This window comes from Streptococcus sp. 477, assembly GCF_013277295.1.
Lineage (GTDB): Bacteria > Bacillota > Bacilli > Lactobacillales > Streptococcaceae > Streptococcus > Streptococcus pseudopneumoniae.
The window spans coordinates 33576-53269 of sequence record NZ_VMMQ01000016.1 but is presented as its reverse complement, the minus strand read 5'-3'; the positions used below and the strand labels follow the sequence as shown (position 1 = coordinate 53269).

At 38.0% G+C, this 19694-nt stretch carries 20 protein-coding genes and 2 pseudogenes; 21 read left to right on the top strand and 1 reads right to left on the bottom strand.

Translation table 11 applies throughout. The features are described from left to right. Window positions 1-32: 32 nt before the first annotated feature. Complete coding sequence (locus HT691_RS03290; RefSeq protein ID WP_001117397.1) at window positions 33-215, bottom strand: 4-oxalocrotonate tautomerase; 183 nt, start codon at window positions 213-215, stop codon at window positions 33-35. A gap of 123 nt (window positions 216-338) precedes the next feature. Between HT691_RS03290 and HT691_RS03285 the strand changes: the two genes are divergently transcribed. The 21 genes and pseudogenes from HT691_RS03285 (at window position 339) to HT691_RS03185 (ending at window position 19620) form a co-directional block, all read left to right on the top strand. Further along, the gene (locus HT691_RS03285) at window positions 339-929 is read left to right on the top strand and encodes a thymidine kinase (protein WP_000068143.1); all 591 of its coding nucleotides are present in this window, start codon (window positions 339-341) and stop codon (window positions 927-929) included. Next, on the top strand, window positions 926-2005 hold the full coding sequence (prfA, locus tag HT691_RS03280) for a peptide chain release factor 1 (protein WP_001028801.1): 1080 nt from the start codon (window positions 926-928) through the stop codon (window positions 2003-2005). The genes HT691_RS03285 and prfA overlap by 4 nt, the downstream gene beginning before the upstream one ends. Continuing rightward, complete coding sequence (gene prmC / locus HT691_RS03275; RefSeq protein ID WP_000599420.1) at window positions 2005-2841, top strand: peptide chain release factor N(5)-glutamine methyltransferase; 837 nt, start codon at window positions 2005-2007, stop codon at window positions 2839-2841. The genes prfA and prmC overlap by 1 nt, the downstream gene beginning before the upstream one ends. Further along, on the top strand, window positions 2825-3427 hold the full coding sequence (locus tag HT691_RS03270; RefSeq protein WP_000969285.1) for an L-threonylcarbamoyladenylate synthase: 603 nt from the start codon (window positions 2825-2827) through the stop codon (window positions 3425-3427). The genes prmC and HT691_RS03270 overlap by 17 nt, the downstream gene beginning before the upstream one ends. 1 nt (window position 3428) lies before the next feature. Continuing rightward, complete coding sequence (locus HT691_RS03265; RefSeq protein WP_023932691.1) at window positions 3429-3860, top strand: GNAT family N-acetyltransferase; 432 nt, start codon at window positions 3429-3431, stop codon at window positions 3858-3860. Between the two features lie 62 nt (window positions 3861-3922). After that, window positions 3923-5179 carry a serine hydroxymethyltransferase gene (glyA, locus tag HT691_RS03260; protein WP_023932689.1) on the top strand — a complete coding sequence of 419 codons (1257 nt, stop codon included), beginning with the start codon at window positions 3923-3925 and terminating at the stop codon, window positions 5177-5179. A 7-nt stretch (window positions 5180-5186) separates the two neighbouring features. After that, window positions 5187-6161, top strand: coding sequence for a nucleoid-associated protein (locus tag HT691_RS03255; protein WP_000356087.1), 975 nt, complete (start codon window positions 5187-5189; stop codon window positions 6159-6161). After that, window positions 6161-6775 (top strand): cell wall hydrolase Pmp23, encoded by a 615-nt coding sequence (gene pmp23, locus HT691_RS03250; RefSeq protein WP_000476369.1) that lies wholly within the window; start codon window positions 6161-6163, stop codon window positions 6773-6775. The genes HT691_RS03255 and pmp23 overlap by 1 nt, the downstream gene beginning before the upstream one ends. A 73-nt stretch (window positions 6776-6848) precedes the next feature. Further along, window positions 6849-7823, top strand: a complete 975-nt coding sequence (locus HT691_RS03245) for a DUF1002 domain-containing protein (protein WP_001227752.1) — start codon at window positions 6849-6851, stop codon at window positions 7821-7823. Window positions 7824-7896: 73 nt separating this feature from the next. Further along, the gene (gene rlmD, locus HT691_RS03240; protein WP_000914557.1) at window positions 7897-9252 is read left to right on the top strand and encodes a 23S rRNA (uracil(1939)-C(5))-methyltransferase RlmD; all 1356 of its coding nucleotides are present in this window, start codon (window positions 7897-7899) and stop codon (window positions 9250-9252) included. Window positions 9253-9781: 529 nt separating this feature from the next. Next, window positions 9782-10504: a MurR/RpiR family transcriptional regulator gene (locus HT691_RS03235; RefSeq protein ID WP_000493321.1), complete on the top strand. Its 723-nt coding sequence runs from the start codon at window positions 9782-9784 to the stop codon at window positions 10502-10504. Between the two features lie 8 nt (window positions 10505-10512). Continuing rightward, window positions 10513-11265, top strand: a complete 753-nt coding sequence (locus HT691_RS03230; RefSeq protein ID WP_023932686.1) for a MurR/RpiR family transcriptional regulator — start codon at window positions 10513-10515, stop codon at window positions 11263-11265. 148 nt (window positions 11266-11413) lie between these two features. Beyond that, the gene (locus HT691_RS03225; RefSeq protein ID WP_001062961.1) at window positions 11414-12844 is read left to right on the top strand and encodes a 6-phospho-beta-glucosidase; all 1431 of its coding nucleotides are present in this window, start codon (window positions 11414-11416) and stop codon (window positions 12842-12844) included. A gap of 12 nt (window positions 12845-12856) precedes the next feature. After that, window positions 12857-13159, top strand: coding sequence for a PTS sugar transporter subunit IIB (locus HT691_RS03220; RefSeq protein WP_001020606.1), 303 nt, complete (start codon window positions 12857-12859; stop codon window positions 13157-13159). A 10-nt stretch (window positions 13160-13169) separates the two neighbouring features. Then, window positions 13170-14483 carry a PTS sugar transporter subunit IIC gene (locus HT691_RS03215; RefSeq protein ID WP_031222412.1) on the top strand — a complete coding sequence of 438 codons (1314 nt, stop codon included), beginning with the start codon at window positions 13170-13172 and terminating at the stop codon, window positions 14481-14483. Window positions 14484-14496: 13 nt separating this feature from the next. Then, the gene (locus HT691_RS03210; protein WP_000343789.1) at window positions 14497-14817 is read left to right on the top strand and encodes a PTS lactose/cellobiose transporter subunit IIA; all 321 of its coding nucleotides are present in this window, start codon (window positions 14497-14499) and stop codon (window positions 14815-14817) included. Between the two features lie 8 nt (window positions 14818-14825). Beyond that, window positions 14826-16243: pseudogene (gene gtfA / locus HT691_RS03205) on the top strand (sucrose phosphorylase). 261 nt (window positions 16244-16504) lie between these two features. Further along, window positions 16505-17249 (top strand): annotated as a pseudogene (locus HT691_RS03200) (CPBP family intramembrane glutamic endopeptidase). Between the two features lie 468 nt (window positions 17250-17717). After that, window positions 17718-18284: a hypothetical protein gene (locus HT691_RS03195; RefSeq protein WP_000234981.1), complete on the top strand. Its 567-nt coding sequence runs from the start codon at window positions 17718-17720 to the stop codon at window positions 18282-18284. Between the two features lie 320 nt (window positions 18285-18604). Beyond that, on the top strand, window positions 18605-18793 hold the full coding sequence (locus tag HT691_RS03190) for a hypothetical protein (RefSeq protein ID WP_000179767.1): 189 nt from the start codon (window positions 18605-18607) through the stop codon (window positions 18791-18793). A 62-nt stretch (window positions 18794-18855) separates the two neighbouring features. Next, the gene (locus HT691_RS03185) at window positions 18856-19620 is read left to right on the top strand and encodes an ATP-grasp domain-containing protein (protein ID WP_000262013.1); all 765 of its coding nucleotides are present in this window, start codon (window positions 18856-18858) and stop codon (window positions 19618-19620) included. The last annotated feature ends 74 nt before the right edge of the window (window positions 19621-19694 follow it).

The following is a 19694-nucleotide window of genomic DNA, read 5'->3' as shown; positions in this document are numbered from 1 at the left end:
GAAAAAGCCTAAGCAATTCTGCTTAAGCTAGCTTATTTGGTGCGCATTTCCCCTTGTGGGAAGTAAGTTCCTTCTGGCATGTCGTTGATGATGACATGGACAGCAGATTGAGGGGCTCCAGTGTTACGGACAATAGCTTCTGTTACTTCCTTAGCAAGAGCTTTCTTTTGCTCGAGCGTGCGTCCTTCAAATAAATCGATGCGTACAAATGGCATAATAGCTTCCTCCACTAGTTTTTGATTTCTTCTATTTTACCACATTTTGCCGTTTAAAGCTTAAGAAAATTATGATATACTAGAATGTAGCAAAAATTTAGAAATGGACGTGAAGCAAGAAACATGGCACAGTTGTATTATCGTTATGGGACCATGAACTCTGGTAAGACGATTGAGATTCTCAAGGTGGCCTATAACTATGAGGAGCAAGGAAAAGGTGTTGTGATTATGACCTCGGCTCTGGATACGCGTGACGGTGTTGGCTATGTGTCGAGTCGAATTGGCATGAAACGCCCTGCCCTTGCGATTGAGGAAACAACGGATATCTTTGGCTATATCCGAGACCTACCAGAAAAACCTTATTGTGTTTTGGTCGATGAAGCCCAGTTTCTTAAACGCCACCATGTTTACGACCTAGCTCGTGTTGTGGACGAGTTAGACATACCCGTCATGGCTTTTGGCTTGAAAAATGACTTTCGCAATGAATTGTTCGAAGGTTCCAAATATCTCTTGCTTTTAGCAGACAAGATTGACGAAATCAAGACCATCTGTCAGTATTGCAAGAAAAAGGCGACCATGGTGTTGCGAACACAGGATGGACTGCCCGTTTACGATGGAGAACAGATCCAGATTGGTGGTAATGAAACCTATATCTCGGTTTGCCGTAAACATTATTTTGCCCCTGAAATCAATAAGGAGAATGAAGAAAAATGAACATCTATGATCAACTACAAGCTGTAGAAGACCGTTATGAAGAACTAGGAGAATTGCTGAGTGACCCTGATGTCGTTTCAGACACCAAGCGTTTTATGGAGCTTTCAAAAGAAGAAGCTTCCAATCGTGACACCGTAATAGCCTACCGTGAGTATAAACAAGTCCTTCAAAATATCGTCGATGCCGAAGAGATGATTAAGGAATCAGGCGGAGATGCGGACTTGGAAGAAATGGCCAAGCAAGAACTCAAAGATGCCAAGGCTGAAAAAGAAGAATATGAAGAAAAACTGAAAATTTTGCTCCTTCCAAAGGATCCAAACGATGACAAGAATATCATCCTTGAAATCCGTGGAGCAGCTGGTGGAGACGAAGCGGCACTTTTCGCTGGAGATTTGCTAACTATGTACCAAAAGTATGCGGAAGCCCAAGGTTGGCGCTTTGAAGTCATGGAAGCCTCTATGAACGGTGTCGGTGGTTTTAAAGAAGTGGTTGCTATGGTTTCTGGTCAGTCGGTTTACTCTAAACTCAAGTACGAATCAGGTGCCCACCGTGTGCAACGTGTCCCTGTGACAGAAAGCCAAGGCCGTGTTCATACTTCGACAGCGACAGTTCTTGTTATGCCAGAAGTTGAAGAGGTTGAATACGACATTGATCCAAAAGACCTTCGTGTCGACATCTATCACGCCTCTGGTGCTGGTGGACAGAACGTCAACAAGGTTGCGACAGCCGTTCGTATCGTTCACTTGCCAACCAATATTAAAGTTGAGATGCAGGAAGAACGTACCCAGCAGAAGAACCGTGAGAAAGCCATGAAAATCATCCGTGCGCGTGTTGCTGACCACTTTGCACAAATTGCTCAGGATGAACAAGACGCTGAGCGTAAATCAACAATCGGTACTGGTGACCGTTCAGAACGTATTCGTACTTATAACTTCCCACAAAACCGTGTCACAGACCACCGTATCGGCTTGACTCTCCAAAAACTAGATACTATTTTATCTGGTAAATTGGATGAGGTTGTGGATGCTTTGGTGCTCTATGACCAAACACAAAAATTAGAAGAATTAAATAAATAATGATATTAGCTCAATTATTTTCAGATTTTGAAGAAGAGTTGATAAGACAAGGAGAGGAAGCTGAAAGCCTCTCTTTTGTCTATCGTGGCCTGAAAAATCTTCCTTTCACAGATTTTGTTTTTGCCCTCCAGAAAGAGGTAACAGAGGAAGAAAAACAATTTGTAAAAGGAATTTTTCAACAGTTAGTAGATCATAAACCAGCACAGTATATCATCGGACAGGCAGATTTTTATGGAATGCAGTTAAAAGTTGATGAGCGGGTTTTGATTCCCCGTCCAGAGACAGAGGAATTAGTCGAGCTTATCCTGGCTGAAAATTCTGAAGAAAATCTTAAGGTCCTAGATATCGGGACAGGTAGTGGAGCTATTGCTCTCGCTCTAGCAAAAAATAGACCAGATTGGTCAGTGACAGCAGCAGATATTTCCCAAGATGCTTTAGATTTAGCTAACGAAAATGCTAAAAATCAAAATCTTCAAATATTTTTAAAAAAATCTGACTGTTTTACAGAAATTTCTGAAAAATATGATATAATTGTTTCCAATCCACCCTATATCTCTCGTGAAGATGAGTCAGAGGTTGGCTTGAATGTTTTGCATTCGGAGCCTCATCTAGCTCTCTTTGCAGACGAGGATGGCCTAGCTATTTACCGTAGAATTGCGGAAGATGCAAAAGACTATCTCAAAGATGGTGGTAAGATTTACCTTGAAATTGGATACAAGCAAGGTCAAAGTGTTCCTGAACTTTTTAGGAAGCATCTTCCTGAAAAACGTGTAAGAACGCTTAAGGATCAATTTGGTCAAGATAGGATGGTTGTGGTTGATGATGGACAGGATTAGGCAAGAGTTGGAAAAGGGTGGAGCTGTTGTTCTGCCTACAGAGACTGTTTATGGTCTTTTTGCCAAGGCTCTAGACGAAAAAGCAGTTAATCATGTATACCAGATTAAACGTCGTCCCAGAGACAAGGCACTCAATCTCAATATTGCCTCTTTAGAGGATATCTTGCACTTTTCAAAGAATCAGCCAACTTATCTTCAAAAACTTGTAGAGACCTTTTTACCAGGTCCCTTGACCATTATTCTCGAAGCTAATGACCGAGTTCCCTATTGGGTCAATTCGGGTCTCGCAACGGTGGGATTTCGGATGCCTAGTCATCCCATCACGCTTGATTTGATTAGAGAGACGGGACCCTTGATTGGGCCGTCTGCCAATATTTCAGGTCAGTCAAGTGGTGTAACCTTTGAACAAATTCTGAAGGATTTTGACCAAGAGGTTTTGGGTCTAGAAGACGATGCTTTTCTAACTGGACAGGATTCGACTATTTTGGACTTGTCTGGAGACAAGGTGAAAATCTTACGCCAAGGGGCCATTAAGCGAGAAGATATTCTTGCTCAGTTGCCAGAGATTTCTTTTGAGGAGGAATGAGATGCTAAGAGATTTAAGAGAAACTGATGTGAACGCTATATGTGAGATCAACCAAGAGGCTTTGGGTTATTCTTTTAGTCCAGAGGACACGGCTAGTCAATTTGCTAGACTATCTCAGGATTCCCATCATTTCCTACTTGGCTATGAGAATGAAGCTAGTCATGCCTTGCTTGGATATGTCCACGCTGAGGTCTATGAATCACTTTATTCTAAAGCAGGATTTAATATTTTAGCTTTAGCAGTTTCACCTCAAGCGCAAGGTCAAGGTATTGGTAAAAGCTTATTACAAGGGTTGGAAGAAGAAGCAAAAAGACGTGGTTATGGGTTTATCCGCTTAAACTCTGCCGATCATCGTCTGGGTGCTCATGCATTTTATGAAAAAGTTGGTTATACTTGTGATAAAATGCAGAAACGGTTTATTTGCATCTTTTAGTTTGATTTTCTAATAAGAAAATTAAACTAATGGACTAGTCACACAATAAAAGGAGAAGACCTATGATTTTTGACAAAGATGATTTTAAAGCATACGATGCTGATCTCTGGAATGCTATTGCCAAAGAAGAAGAACGCCAACAGAATAATATCGAGTTGATTGCTTCGGAAAACGTAGTTTCCAAGGCTGTTATGGCAGCTCAAGGGTCTATCTTGACAAACAAATATGCCGAGGGTTACCCAGGCCGCCGTTATTATGGTGGAACGGATGTGGTAGACGTGGTAGAGACTCTTGCTATTGAACGCGCAAAAGAAATTTTCGGTGCAAAATTTGCTAATGTCCAACCTCACTCAGGAAGCCAAGCCAACTGTGCGGCTTACATGGCCTTGATTGGGCCAGGTGATACCGTTATGGGGATGGATTTAGCAGCAGGTGGACACTTGACCCACGGAGCTCCAGTTAGCTTCTCAGGTCAAACCTACAACTTTGTTTCTTATAGTGTAGATCCTGAAACGGAATTATTGGACTTTGATGCTATATTGAAGCAAGCCCAAGAAGTAAAACCAAAATTGATCGTAGCAGGTGCTTCAGCCTATTCTCAAATTATCGACTTTTCAAAATTCCGTGAAATTGCAGATGCCGTTGGTGCTAAGCTCATGGTAGATATGGCTCATATCGCTGGTTTGGTTGCGGCTGGCCTTCATCCAAGCCCAGTACCATACGCTCATATCACTACAACAACGACCCACAAAACCCTTCGTGGACCACGTGGTGGTTTGATTTTGACTAATGACGAAGAACTTGCTAAGAAAATCAATTCAGCTATTTTCCCTGGTATTCAGGGCGGCCCTTTGGAGCATGTTGTAGCAGCTAAAGCTGTTTCTTTCAAAGAAGTATTAGATCCAGCCTTCAAGGAATATGCTGCTAATGTTATCAAGAACAGCAAGGCTATGGCAGATGTTTTCTTGCAAGACACTGATTTCCGTATCATTTCTGGTGGGACTGAAAATCACCTCTTCCTAGTGGATGTGACTAAAGTTGTAGAAAACGGAAAAGTTGCCCAAAACTTGCTGGATGAAGTCAATATTACCCTAAATAAAAACTCAATCCCTTACGAAACCTTGTCACCATTCAAGACAAGTGGGATTCGTATCGGATCTGCAGCCATTACTGCGCGTGGATTTGGTGAAGAAGAGAGTCGCAAAGTGGCTGAACTCATCATTAAAACCCTTAAGAATGCAGAAAATGAAGCTGTCTTAGAAGAAGTGAGAAGTGAAGTCAAAGTGTTGACAGACGCCTTCCCATTATACGAGGACTAAAACTTTTATGGACATTTATATTAAGAAAGCCATTATTCACCAGTTCAGTCCGGCTGATACCGAGCTGTTCCTAGCGGATAAGCTTCTCAATATTACTCCAAAAATCGAAGAATACCTGCGTAAAAAAATTGAACGTGTGTATTCAGATGAAGCCAAGACTGGGATTTTCGAGGAAGAAAATCCCTTCTTCAATCACATCACAGACGATTTATTGGAGACATCAGTAACACTGGCTAATCTCTGGAAAGAGGAGTTTAGCATTTCTGAAAATCTCAAGACCAATGACTTGATTTTTGTGCAATTGTCTAAAGAAGGTGTGGAACATTTCGCTTTCTTGAGAATTGCCCTGCGTGAGACCTTGACTCACCTCGGAGGAGAAGTTGATAATCCAATCAAGCTGACTCAGAATAACCTGCCTGGATTTGGAACAGGGGCTGATGAGGCCTTGGTGGTTAATCTTCAGAGTCGCAAGTACCATCTGATTGAAAAACGAATCAAGTATAACGGGGCTTTCTTGAACTATTTTTCAGATAATCTTCTTGCTGTCGCTCCTAAGATTTCTCCTAAGAAATCTATCAAGGAATTGGAAAAAACAGCACAGCGCATTGCTGAGACTTTTAACACAGATGATTTTCAATTTCAATCCAAGGTCAAATCAGCGATTTTCAACAACCTAGAAGAAAGCAATGAATTGTCACCAGAGAAACTGGCCAATGACCTTTTTGACAACAATCTGACGGCTCGTTTGAGCTTTATTGACCAAGTCAAAGAAGCCGTACCAGAACCTGTTCAATTTGATGAAATTGATGCCAGTCGCCAATTAAAGAAATTTGAAAATCAAAAACTTTCCTTGTCAAATGGAATTGAGCTCATCGTTCCCAATAACGTCTATCAAGACGCCGAGTCTGTTGAGTTTATCCAAAACGACAATGGAACCTACTCTATCTTAATCAAAAATATCGAGGATATCCAAAGTAAATAATGTTTAAACGAATTCGAAGAGTGCTTGTACTAGCAGTCTTCCTTTTTGCTGGATATAAAGCTTACCGCATTCACCAAGATGTTAAGCAAGTTATGACCTATCAACCCATGGTGCGAGAAATCTTGAGTGAAAAAGACACCCCAGCAAACGAAGAGCTTGTGCTCGCTATGATTTATACCGAAACAAAAGGAAAAGAAGGCGACGTCATGCAGTCTAGTGAGTCTGCCAGTGGTTCCACCAACACCATAAATGATAACGCCTCTAGCATTCGGCAAGGCGTTCAAACTCTGACAGACAATCTCTATCTGGCCCAGAAGCAGGGTGTTGATGTCTGGACGGCTGTTCAAGCCTATAATTTTGGACCAGCCTATATCGATTTTATCGCCCAAAATGGCAAGGAAAATACCTTGGCTCTGGCCAAACAGTACTCTCGTGAGACTGTTGCTCCCTTGCTTGGTAATACCACTGGAAAGACTTATAGTTATATTCACCCTATTTCCATTTTTCACGGTGCTGAACTTTATGTAAATGGAGGAAACTATTACTATTCTAGGCAGGTTCATCTTAACCTTTACATCATCAAATGTTTCACTCTCTTTTCAACATCTGGCTAATCCAGGTGTTTTTGTTATAAGTTTTCTTTAAGATAGATATATTACTCTAAAAAGGTAAAGGAGGGAATTCCCTATGAGAAAGAAACTCTTTCTGACCAGTGCTGCGGTCTTGTGGGCAGTAACAGCTATGAATAGCGCCCATGCAGCAACAGATGTTCAAAAAGTTATCGATGAAACCTATGTTCAACCTGAATATGTCCTAGGTTCATCATTGTCTGAAGATCAAAAAAATCAAACCCTTAAAAAACTAGGCTACAATGCCTCAACAGACACCAAAGAACTCAAGACCATGACACCTGATGTCTATTCTAAGATTATGAATGTGGCCAATGACTCTAGCTTACAATTGTATTCATCAGCCAAGATTCAAAAACTAGGTGACAAGTCGCCACTTGAGGTCAAGATTGAAACACCAGAGAACATCACTAAGGTGACTCAGGATATGTACCGAAATGCAGCAGTAACCTTGGGTGTGGAACATGCTAAAATCACTGTAGCAGCCCCTATTCCAGTTACAGGTGAGAGTGCTTTAGCAGGGATTTATTATTCTCTAGAAGCTAATGGAGCCAAGGTGCCACAAGCCAACAAAGATTTGGCTCAAGAAGAGCTAAAGGCTTTGTCCGATATCAATGCTGAAAACAAGGACAAAACAGGCTATGATGCTAATAAATTAAACGTTGCCTTAGCAGATATTAAGTCAGGACTCGCCAAAGCTAAAGAAAGTAAGGGAAATCTGACAGAGGAAGATGTCCGTAAAATTGTTGAAGATACCTTGAAAAATTACAAACTTGATCAGGTTATAACAGGAAACCAAATCAATATCATCATCAATTTTGCTTTGAATCTCTCAAAAAGTGATATTCTTAGCAATACAGACTTCACTAAAACTCTAAATGACCTTAAACAAAGTATTGTTTCACAAGCTGGCGACAGTTTTAAAAATATCAACCTTAACTTTGATGCTGATAAGGCGCTAGAGGACGGTGGGAACTTCTTAAGTTCCCTCTGGCAAGCCATTGTCAACTTCTTCAAGAGTTTTGGTTCTTAAGAAATTTCATGGTATAATAGATGGTAACCCTAACGTTGCCGTCTTTTTTGTCGGCCAATAGAAAGAGAAAATAATGTTAAAGAAAAATGATATTGTAGAAGTTGAGATTGTTGACTTGACCCATGAAGGGGCAGGAGTTGCCAAGGTGGATGGTTTGGTATTTTTTGTTGAGAATGCTTTACCGAGTGAAAAAATCCTTATGCGTGTCCTCAAGGTTAATAAAAAGATTGGTTTTGGGAAAGTTGAAGAATACCTTGTCCAATCACCACACCGTAATCAAGATTTAGATTTGGCTTACCTGCGTTCAGGAATCGCGGATTTAGGTCATCTTGCCTATCCAGAACAGCTCAAGTTTAAAACCAAGCAAGTCAAAGACAGTCTATATAAGATTGCTGGAATTGATGATATAGAGGTTGCTGAAACTTTAGGTATGGAAAATCCAGTCAAGTACCGTAACAAAGCACAGGTCCCTGTTCGTCGAGTGAATGGTGTTTTGGAAACAGGATTTTTCCGTAAGAATTCCCACGACCTCATGCCTTTGGAAGATTTCTTTATACAAGATTCTGTGATTGATGAGGTAGTAGTAGGTCTACGTGACTTGCTACGTCGTTATGATTTGAAACCTTATGATGAAAAGGAACAATCTGGCTTGATTCGAAATCTTGTGGTGCGTCGTGGGCACTATTCAGGGCAAATCATGGTCATTTTGGTGACAACTCGTCCCAAAGTTTTTCGTGTTGACCAATTGATTGAACAAGTCATCAAGCAGTTTCCAGAGATTGTGTCTGTTATGCAAAATATCAATGACCAGAACACTAATGCTATTTTTGGTAAGGAATGGCGTACGCTTTATGGACAAGATTTTATCACTGACCAGATGTTGGGAAATGACTACCAAATCGCTGGCCCTGCCTTTTATCAAGTCAATACTGAAATGGCTGAAAAACTTTATCAAACAGCTATTGACTTTGCTGAATTAAAAGAAGATGATGTGGTCATTGATGCCTATTCTGGTATCGGGACGATTGGTATTTCTGTTGCGAAACACGTCAAGGAAGTCTATGGTGTTGAAGTAATTCCAGAAGCGGTTGAGAATAGTAAGAAGAATGCTCAACTGAACAATATTTCAAATGCCAACTATGTCTGTGACACAGCTGAAAACGCCATGAAGAATTGGCTTAAAGATGGAATTCAACCAAGCCTTATCCTAGTTGATCCACCAAGAAAAGGACTCACCGAGAGTTTTATCAAAGCTAGTACCCAAACAGGAGCTAACCGCATCGCCTATATCTCATGTAATGTCGCAACCATGGCGCGTGATATCAAACTCTACCAAGAATTGGGATATGAATTGAAGAAAGTCCAGCCGGTTGATCTTTTTCCGCAGACGCACCACGTGGAGTGTGTTGCTCTGCTCGTAAAAACCTAGAAACCTTTGAATGAAAGGGATAACGAAAAGCCTTGATTGCAAGGCTTTTTGTATTGGCGTGGGGAAGTATCAGAGTGAGAAAATTTTTGGAATGAATAGAAGTGATAGCTAGAAATTATCAGTTTCTATTTCCATTTACCCTGTGGGTACGTGTTTGTTTCCATTGACAAGGAGATTGTGGGAATAGAAACGTCCACACCTTACATATCTCCAGAATGGGCGATTGAAATTGATACAATTTAATAGAGATAAGCTCTTGTTATGTTTCTTTTAAGTCAATTAACTAACAATACTCAAAGTATGCTCAAAAATATGATATAATCTAGGACATAAGGCAATACTGTTTTAAAGTATTTTCTCTTAACCATGTCTCGTTAGACAAATCTGATTCGTCTGGTTTTCTAATAGATTTTAATGCTGACTTGGTTTTATAGCCATTATGCTCTCCATTATTTTAGTGTGGAACACTTTGGTTATTAGTTTTTTGTTACATTGTAAGCAAATCAATAGAGATAGAAAAAGGAATTATATGTTTAGTTATGAGGTTGTAGCAAGTTTTAACGACTTAGAAAATGCTATTTATACAACTATTTTAGAAAATGAAAATATATCCTCTATGACAATCAAGGAATTGGCCCAACTTGCACATGTATCAGTTGGAACCGTACAACGATTTTGCAAGCATCTAGGATTTGATGGATATAGCCATTTTAAGATTGCTTATAAAGAATATTTAAAAAATGAGCAAATTATTTTAAACAATCAAAACAATCATTCTTTGAAGCTATTCATTGATTATACTGAGCAAGATACTTTTTTGCAGCTGATTATGGAGGCTGTGGCAATCTTAAAGAAAGTTGAACAGATTGTTTTTGTCGGAATTGGTTCCTCTGGAACTTTAGGTCGATATGGAGCGCGCTATTTTTCAAATATTGGCAAATTTAGTATGTGTATTGAAGATCCTTGGCAACCAGTGCTACAAAACAGTATGGAAAAAACTTGTGTCATTGCCTTATCCGAATCTGGTGAGACTTCTCAAACATTGAAAATTGTACAAAAATTAAAGGAAAAAGGTTGTCCAGTTATTGCCATCACAAATACATTGGAATCAACATTGTCAAGGCTATCTGATTGCTCCATAACCTATCATGTTCCTCAATTATTTTTAAATGGGTTTAATATTACGACGCAGGTACCTGTTATTCTTATTATTGAAATGTTAATGAAACAACTATATACTACAAAAGCATAAGGGTGTCTATGAATTTATTTGATTATCATAAAGTAAAAGGGCTAAATAATAGTGAATTAAGCGTGTATAATTTTATATTGCAACATAGAGATAAAGTTGCTACGATGACTATCAGAGAGCTATCGACATCTATAAATCTATCGACAACAACCATCATTCGTTTTGCGAAAAAGATGGGATTTGATAGCTACAATGATTTAAAATATGCTTTGTCAAGGTCGGAAGATAAGGAAAATAAACATCGTCACTACTTTCCTATTGATATTCCAGCAATACAATTTTTACAGACTAGTGTCCAAGATGAAGCTTTAAAAAAACAACTATCAGAGATAGCAGACTTGATCGTTCAAGCCAAACAAGTTATCTTTTTAGGGGTGGGTACTAGTCTAAGTTTGGCAGAATATGGCTCATATCTTTTTTCTGGAATCGGTATTCTTAGCTTTGCTATTACTAACCCATTTTATTCTCTGAAATTGCATCATTCTAATTTGGAGGATGTTTTGGTTATTGCTCTAAGTGTCAGCGGTGAGACAGAAGAAGTTCTAACTCTGGTACAGGGATTCAAAGAAAGAAATGCTAAGATTGTTAGTCTGACAAATACAGATATTTCCACTTTATCACAGCTATCGGATATAAATTTATCCTACTTTATGCCAGTTGCCTACGCAGATTCCTCGCTACGTTCCACTAATTTGACCACTCAGATTCCAGTTGTCTATTTTTTAGAATCCTTACGTTACCAAGTTTATTTAAAAAAATAGGAGTGAAAACTCTTGTTTTTTTTATGTAACAAATATTGTTCGACTGTACATTTATTTTCTATCTCAATATCTATTGTCAGCAGATACAGTATGTTATAAAATAGACTTGTTCATAGCGCTAGTACAAAATACAGAAAGGATTGGTAAAATGGCAAAAATACCAGAAGGCTTTTTATGGGGTGGGGCAGTTGCTGCTCACCAAATTGAAGGAGGATATGATAAAGGTGGAAAAGGCATTTCGATAGCCGATGTGATGACGGTTGGAAGTGCTACCCACTCTCGACAGATTACTGATGGCGTCTTACCTGACGAATATTATCCGAATCATGATGCAATAGATTTTTACAGAACCTATAAGGACGATATACAATTATTCGCTGAGATGGGATTTAAGTGTTTTCGAACTTCGATTGCCTGGACTCGTATCTTCCCAAATGGAGATGAAGAAGAACCTAACGAAGAAGGGTTGAAATTTTATGATGATTTATTTGATCAGCTGCTAGCTCGTCAAATTGAACCGGTCATCACACTCAGTCACTTTGAAATGCCCTATCATCTAGTTACTAAGTATGGTGCTTGGCGTAATCGCAAGTTGATTGATTTCTTTGTTCGTTTTGCGGAAGTCGTCATGGAACGATATAAGGACAAAGTTAAGTATTGGATGACCTTTAACGAGATCAATAATCAAGGTGCAATTAATGTTCCTTGGTGCTCATGGACTAATTCTGGTGTCATTTATCAAGAAGATGAAAATCCAGTTGAGGTACTACAGCAGGTTATCCATTATCAGTCAGTGGCTTCTGCAAAAGTTGTACAATTGGGTCGGAAAATCAATAAAAATTTCAAAATTGGTTGTATGCTGGCAATGGTACCATTTTATCCGAATACATGTGATACAAAAGATATACTTGCTAGCCAGAAGGCAATGGAGCATCGTTTATTTCACTATGGAGATCTTCATGTTTTTGGAGAGCGTCCTTACTATATCGAGGCCTTTTGTCGAAAAAATAATATCAAACTGGATATTTTACCAGAAGATCTAGAAACTCTAAAAGAAGGTTGTGTAGATTATATTGGCTTGAGTTACTATATGAGTGATACAGTGACTGCTACAGCATCTGAGGAAACAGAAGAACTTTTCAAAGATGTTTATACTAAGAAAAATCCCTATATTGAATCAAGCGATTGGGGTTGGCAGATTGATCCTGAGGGATTACGCTATAGCTTAAATCTTTTATACGATCGCTATCATTGTCCGCTTTTTATAGTTGAAAATGGATTCGGTGCTTATGATAAGGTAGAGCCTGATGGAATCCATGATTCTTACCGCATTGATTACCTCAAACAACACATTGAACAAATGATGTTAGCGATTGAAGAAGATGGCGTAAATGTCATTGGTTATACCCCTTGGGGCTGTATCGATATTGTTAGTGCTGGTACAGGTGAAATGGAGAAGCGTTATGGCTTTATCTATGTCGATAAGAATAATAATGGCGAAGGAACTTTGCAACGAATGAAGAAAGATTCCTTTACATGGTATCAAAAAGTGATTACATCAAATGGAAACGAATTATAAGGAGTAATTAAAATGAATATTGGATTGTTTTGTGCAGCAGGTATGTCAACAAGTATTTTGGTTGAGCGAATGAAAGAAGCGGCTCAGAAAAAAGGGAAAGATGCAACAATTGCAGCTTATTCCATCAGTGAATTGGAACAAAGAGTTGGAGATATTGATGTGGCTCTATTAGGCCCACAGGTTGGTTTCCAACTTGAAAAAGCAAAAGAAATTTGTGCTTCTCACAATGTTCCTGTAGAAGTGATTGCAATGGCTGATTATGGCACTGCAAACGGTATGGCAGTTCTTAAACAAGCTTACATGATGAAAAAATAAGGAGAAGATGATGAAGGATAAACTGATTAAAAAGTTTGTTGATGGGATGATGGCCTTTGTCAATACCAAAGGTGTAACAGCGATAAAAGATGGTATTGTTTTCTCTATGCCATTGTTGATTGTTGGCTCCATCTTTCTTATCTTGGCCAATCTTCCAGTTCCAGCTCTAGCAACGATGTTAGAAACTAGTGGTATTACCCCTGTTCTCAATCAAGCAATTGGTGCAACCTTTAATATCAGTGCGATTGTAACAGTCATTGGGATTGCGTATACCTATGCTAAGCTAGAAAAACAGGAGCCGCTTGGGGCAGGTGTCATTGCCCTAGCAGTTTTCTTGCTAATCCAGCCCTCCAGTTTGATTTCTAAAAATGGGGATGTAGTTGGTAACATTATTCTGAAGGATTGGACTTCCGGGAAAGGGATGATTGGTGCCATTATCGTTGGTTTGATTGTAGGAGCAAGCTATTCTTGGTTTTTGAAGAAAAATATCAAAATCAAAATGCCAGATGGCGTACCAACTGGTGTAGCCAACGCATTTTCAGCCTTGATTCCTGCTACTGTTATCATCACAGCGGCAACGATCTTTGTCGGACTTGTTGAACAATTGTTTAAGGTCACAACGATTGAAATGATTTATAATCTTATTCAAACACCAATGCAAGGCTTGACTGACTCATTGTTTGGTGCGGTGCTTATGTGTTTCCTTGTACCATTCTTATGGATGTTTGGGGTGCACGGCTCAACTGTAGTTGGTGGCATCATGAGTGGCTTGCTACAGGCGAATGCTTTGGAAAACCAAGCCATTTTAGATAAGGGCCTTGAATTAAATCTAGCCAATGGTGGTCATATTGTGACGATTCAATTTTTTGATCAATTTATCAATGTTACAGGTGCCGGGATTACGATTGGTTTGGTAGTTTACATGGTTGCATTTGCAAAATCAAAACAACTAAAAATTCTTGGACGTCTTGAAATGGTTCCAGCCATCTTTAATATCAATGAGCCGGTGCTCTTTGGTTTGCCGATTGTAATGAACCCAGTTTTAGCAACTCCCTTTATATTAACGCCTATTTTATCTTGTATCATCCAGTATTCAGCGATTTATTTTGGACTGACACCTATGTATGGTGCCGTTCAAGTTCCGTGGACTTGTCCTCCAATTATTTCAGGATTTATCATCGGTGGTTGGAAAACAGCCTTGTTGCAAACACTTATTTTGGTTATGTCTTTCTTTGTTTATTATCCATTTATTAAACAGATGGATAAACAAGCTTTACAAGCTGTAATGCAAGAAACAAGCGATTTAGAAGACGAAGATTGGTAAGAGAGGTATTAAAATGGACGAAAAAGTACTCGAAGTGTGTTTTCAAATTATCACCTATGTAGGAACAGCAAAATCTATGTACATCGATGCTATTCAATTGGCTAAGCAGGGTGAATTCGAGCAGGCTAAAGATAGAATTAAACAAGGCGAAGAAGCATTTGTACAGGGACACAATGCTCACCACTCACTTTTGACAAAAGAAATGAATGGGGCATTAAGCCAAACAGGTCTACTTCTGATGCACGCTGAGGATCAGTTAATGAGTGCAGAAGGTTTTAGAACGATTGCTGAGGAATTTATAGCAGTCTATAAACGCTTTGAGGAAGGTAAATAGAGCAAGTTATGAAAGTAAAAAATCAAGCAATGTTAATTACCTATTCAGACAGTCTTGGAAAAAATCTGAAAGACTTGAAGTAGGTCTTAGAAGGCCCTTTGAAAGATGTGGTCGGTGGGGTCCATATTCTTCCCTTCTTTCCATCGTCAGGCGACCGCGGGTTTGCACCCATGGACTATACCAAGGTTGATGAGGCTTTTAGAGATTGGAGCGATATTGAGGCACTCAGTCAAGACTACTACCTCATGTTTGATTTCATGATTAACCATATCTCAGCCAAGTCGCCTTTTTCCTTGATTTCCTAGAAAAGAAAGATGAGTCTGCCTATGCGGATTTGTTTATCCGCTACAAAAATTTTTGGCCAAACAGTGGGCCGACTCAGGAAGATGTAGACCTGATTTACAAACGGAAGCCACGTGCTCCCTATCGCATTGCCAAGTTTGCTGATGGTAGTAAGGAAAAAGTTTGGTGTACCTTTGATGAGCAACAGATCGACCTCGATGTGACAACAGAAACAACTCGTCGCTTTATTCAGGAAAATCTGGAACAGCTGGCGGACCACGGAGCTTCCATTATTCGCTTGGACGCCTTTGCCTACGCCAATAAGAAAATCGGCACCAACTGTTTCTTTGTTGAGCCAGATATTTGGGAAATGCTTCATTTTCCGCGTCAGCTATTGGCACCAAAAGGAGTGGAAATTCTTCCAGAAATTCATGAACATTACACCATTCAGCAAAAAATCGCTGAGCAAGACTACTATGTCTATGACTTTGCCCTTCCGATGCTGGTTCTTCATGCTCTTTATTCAGGTAATGTCAACCGTCTTGTTCACTGGATGGAAATCTGCCCTCGCAAGCAATTTACAACCTTGGACACGGAGTGGTCGATGTCAAGGACTTGCTGACAGATGAGGAAACAGAGGTGACAAGAGAAGCCCTCTATGCCCAAGGAGCAAATGTCAAAACAGAGGACTACAACAATTTGGATATTTATAAGATAAATTGTACCTACTATTCAGTTTTAGGAAATAATGGCCAAGCCTATCTCTTGGCACGTGTGCTTCAATGTTTTGCACAAGGTATTCCGCAGATTTACTACGTTGGCTTGTTGGCAGGAGAAAATGATATCGAATTGCTCGAATCAACCAAAGAAGGCCGCAACATCAACCGTCACTATTATGATTTGGAAGAAATTGAGCGAGAAGTTCAACGCCCAGTTGTCCTTGTTCAATCTGCTCAAATTCCGTAATAGCAGCGCAGCATTTGATGGAGAGTTTACTGTTGACATGGAAGACGCTAATACTATCCACATCAGTTGGACCAATACCGATGCCAATACAGTGGCAGAATTAAGAGCTAATCTGAAAGATAAATCATTTGAAATTACAGAGAAAATAGATAGTGAAAGAACATCGATTTATCTATAATAGAATACAAAAGAGTGGTGGAAACGTTTGATTTCCTCACTCTTTTTGTTAGCTAGTTAGTAACAAAATAGTACTTAAACGTAAACTATGAATTATATTCTGTTGTGACGATAATTGTTCGAGAATATTTGTAATAAAAAAACAGGAACAGTCAATTAAACTGCTCCTATTTTTGTGATAGAATATAGGTAGTTATAACCGAGAGCAACTAAGAAGCAGTAAAAATATTATTCATAAAATAATCAAGATTAGGAAGATAAAATGACAGAAATTGATAAAAGGAATTTAAAAAATTATCTTTATTGTACATTTGGAATTACTTATATAGCTTGGGGGATTCTTGCCATCTTTACGCAATCTCATATTTTGGGATTAGAAACTTTTATAGGGAGAACTTTACATATAATAGGTGCACTCGGACCAGCTATTGCAAGTGGGTTTTATTTGAAAAGTAATAATATAAAATTTAAACATTTTTTATTTAATAAGAGAGAAAATAGTAGTATCTATTTCATTATTCATATGTTAGCAATTTTGATACTATTTTCTGTATCTTCCTTAGAATTAAATGGAGTATCAATTTATCTAATGCCATTATTCTTTATACAACTAATTTTTTTTTGGTGGTGGACATGAAGAATTAGGGTGGAGAGGAATATTACAACCGTTACTTGATAAAAAATATACATATTGGCAATCTAATTTGATTGTACGATCAATTTGGGGAATTTGGCATCTGCCTTTATGGTTTATAGTTGGAGAAAGTCATCAAGGATTTCCTTTTATTTTGTTTTTTATATATACATTATTTTTAAGTTTTGTTTTAGGTCTTCTTTACCGTCAAACGAAATCTGTGGGATACTGTATATTATTTCATGCGTTCGCAAATTTGTTAAATCTCTATTTTGTGTTAAAAATTAATGTTATTTTTATTGTCATTTTTATTGGTTATTTTATTTATACTATATTGGCGAGTAATAGAATTAGTAAGGAAACAACATTTTAAAATTTAGATCAGTATATCCATTATTGAAGGTAACAATCGGTCTATCTAGATAATCGATGTTAAAGAATTTTCTGTTGTAATTTCAAGTGGAATGATGAATGTCGTTTCTTTTGCAACTGGCGAAAATCTTTCCGTTCCACAGTATCATTTTAAAATGATTTTCATTGCCTTTTGTTTATTAGTATAAAAGAAGAATATTAACACATGTTGAGTGTGTGAGTTTGTTAGTGAAACGCAGTTAATCCTCAAAAGGTTCCCCAAACCTTTTGAGTCCGCCAATGGGATAGCTGTCGTAGAGTAATAAGTTTACGACGAAACGATAGGGTAACAGCGAACCGCTGAGTATGTAGCCTTGAAATGATGTTTTAAGAAGGTGGAAAAAAGAATTTGCTATATCCTAACGGTTACTAACTAATCAGTATTATGTTCTGAAAAATCAATCTACAGACAATTTAGAAGAGGTTATATATGGTTATATTAGAGTTATCTCAAAATAATTATTCTAAAGATTTAGTCGCATTTGATTCCATAGAAGATGGGAAAACTTTTGTAGCACAAATCCCTGGATATACTTTAGAAACAGAAGATGGATTTGAAGTAGAGTTTTTTAATCCTACAAACCTACCAGACTATATGGAAATTATCTATAACGGAAACATTGTACCTTTTTCTAAATTTATGTTTGACTCTAAGGAAAATGTAGACATTATTTGGAAAAAGATCTCGAATCTATCCGAACCAAACGAAAAAGTAATTGAAGGCTATTCCAAAATCGATGCATATGTCGTTAACAACGATGAAGTTAAAACCTATGTGGAAGCAAGAGAAGCAAACTATCGGCAGGCAAAAGACTTTCTAGAAGGCAGTGGATATGAAGTAGATAGAAGCTTTTTCGGAAGTGAAGACGGTGAAGCGATTCTCTACAGAAAAAAAGGTGCAGAAAATTGGCATTTCTTGTGTCACTTAGACCCAATGTTTGTAGAGATTGAAGATGTAGAAGGATATGTTAAAGAAGAAGTGGGAGAGATTCAATAGTCGATCAAAGTTCCTTGTGAGTATGTACCTTTGCTAGTAAAAATGTCAAAACATTGTAACGAAGGGGGTAAGAAAATCATTGAGTGTAAGCCTTTGTCTTGTTTAGAGGAAAAGTATTAGAGTAGCCGCTCATAATTTATACTAGATTTGATAACTTATTTGAGACAGATTTTATTTCTATAAATACTGTGAAAATTTTTTAATACCAAAGATTTAAAGTTACTGTGTTAAAAATCCTCTCCACTTTTAAACTAATGTATTATAAAAGCCAGTTGACACAAGTGTTACACTTTTGATAGAATTAACTAGAGGTGAAGAAAATGGCAACTGATAAAAATAGAATAATGATTAGCTTGGATGATAAAAATCTAGATAAACTTGAAAATTTAGTAGAAGATGCTAGAGATAGAAGAGGAATACGACTAACAAAGTCCCAGGTTATAGAATTACTCCTTAATACTGTTGATTATTTCGATGATATTATGGGAGCTATTTACTCAAAAAAATAACAGCAAAAATGCTATTATTTTTTTACAAACAGGTGCAACACTAGTGAAGTAGGAGTGATGAAATGGTTGTTTATATTAGACAAAGCAAACTACCAAGTGAAGTTTCAATTAATAAATACAATGCTCAAGTAGGTGCCTACTTACAAGGAGAAGAAATTATTTTATATCAATCTTTTTCTGAAATAGAACAGTTAACAAGTAAAGATATAGTTGTAGATTATATAATGGAGACCAGAGCATTACTAAAAATGATGGGGTTAAATGTTCCGGTTTATGACTATCCTATTGAGCTTAAAGACTTTTATGGTCGAAAGATTTATGAAGGTGTTTTAGGAGAGATTGTAAATATACCTGATAATTGGGGAAAATTTATTAAGCCTAAAGCTGGTTCAAAAGTCTTTACTGGAAGAGTTGTTAACGGAACCCGTGATTTGATAGGTATTGGTCTACCTTTTGACTATCCTATATGGATTAGTGAGGTTGTAGAATTCATAGCAGAATGGCGTTGTTTTGTTTTAGATGGTCGCGTATTAGATGTTCGACCCTATACAGGTGATTATCATGCACAATTTGATCCTAGTGTAATTGATAAAGCCATATCATGTTGGAAAGATGCGCCAATAGCTTATGGACTAGATATCGGTGTTACTAGTGATGGCAGAACACTTGTTGTTGAAGTAAATGATGGTTATGCATTGGGAAATTATGGCCTATCTCCTTTAAACTCAATCAATTTTCATAAAGCTAGATGGAAAGAAATGGTAAAACCTTATTTTGAAAAAAACGATGTCTTTACTATGCCTGAAAATGAAAATATAAGTTTCTAAAAAGAACAGAATTAAATCTGTGTATCTGCAACGAGTAAGTTGCAGTTTTTTGTTTTGAATAATGATATAATAGA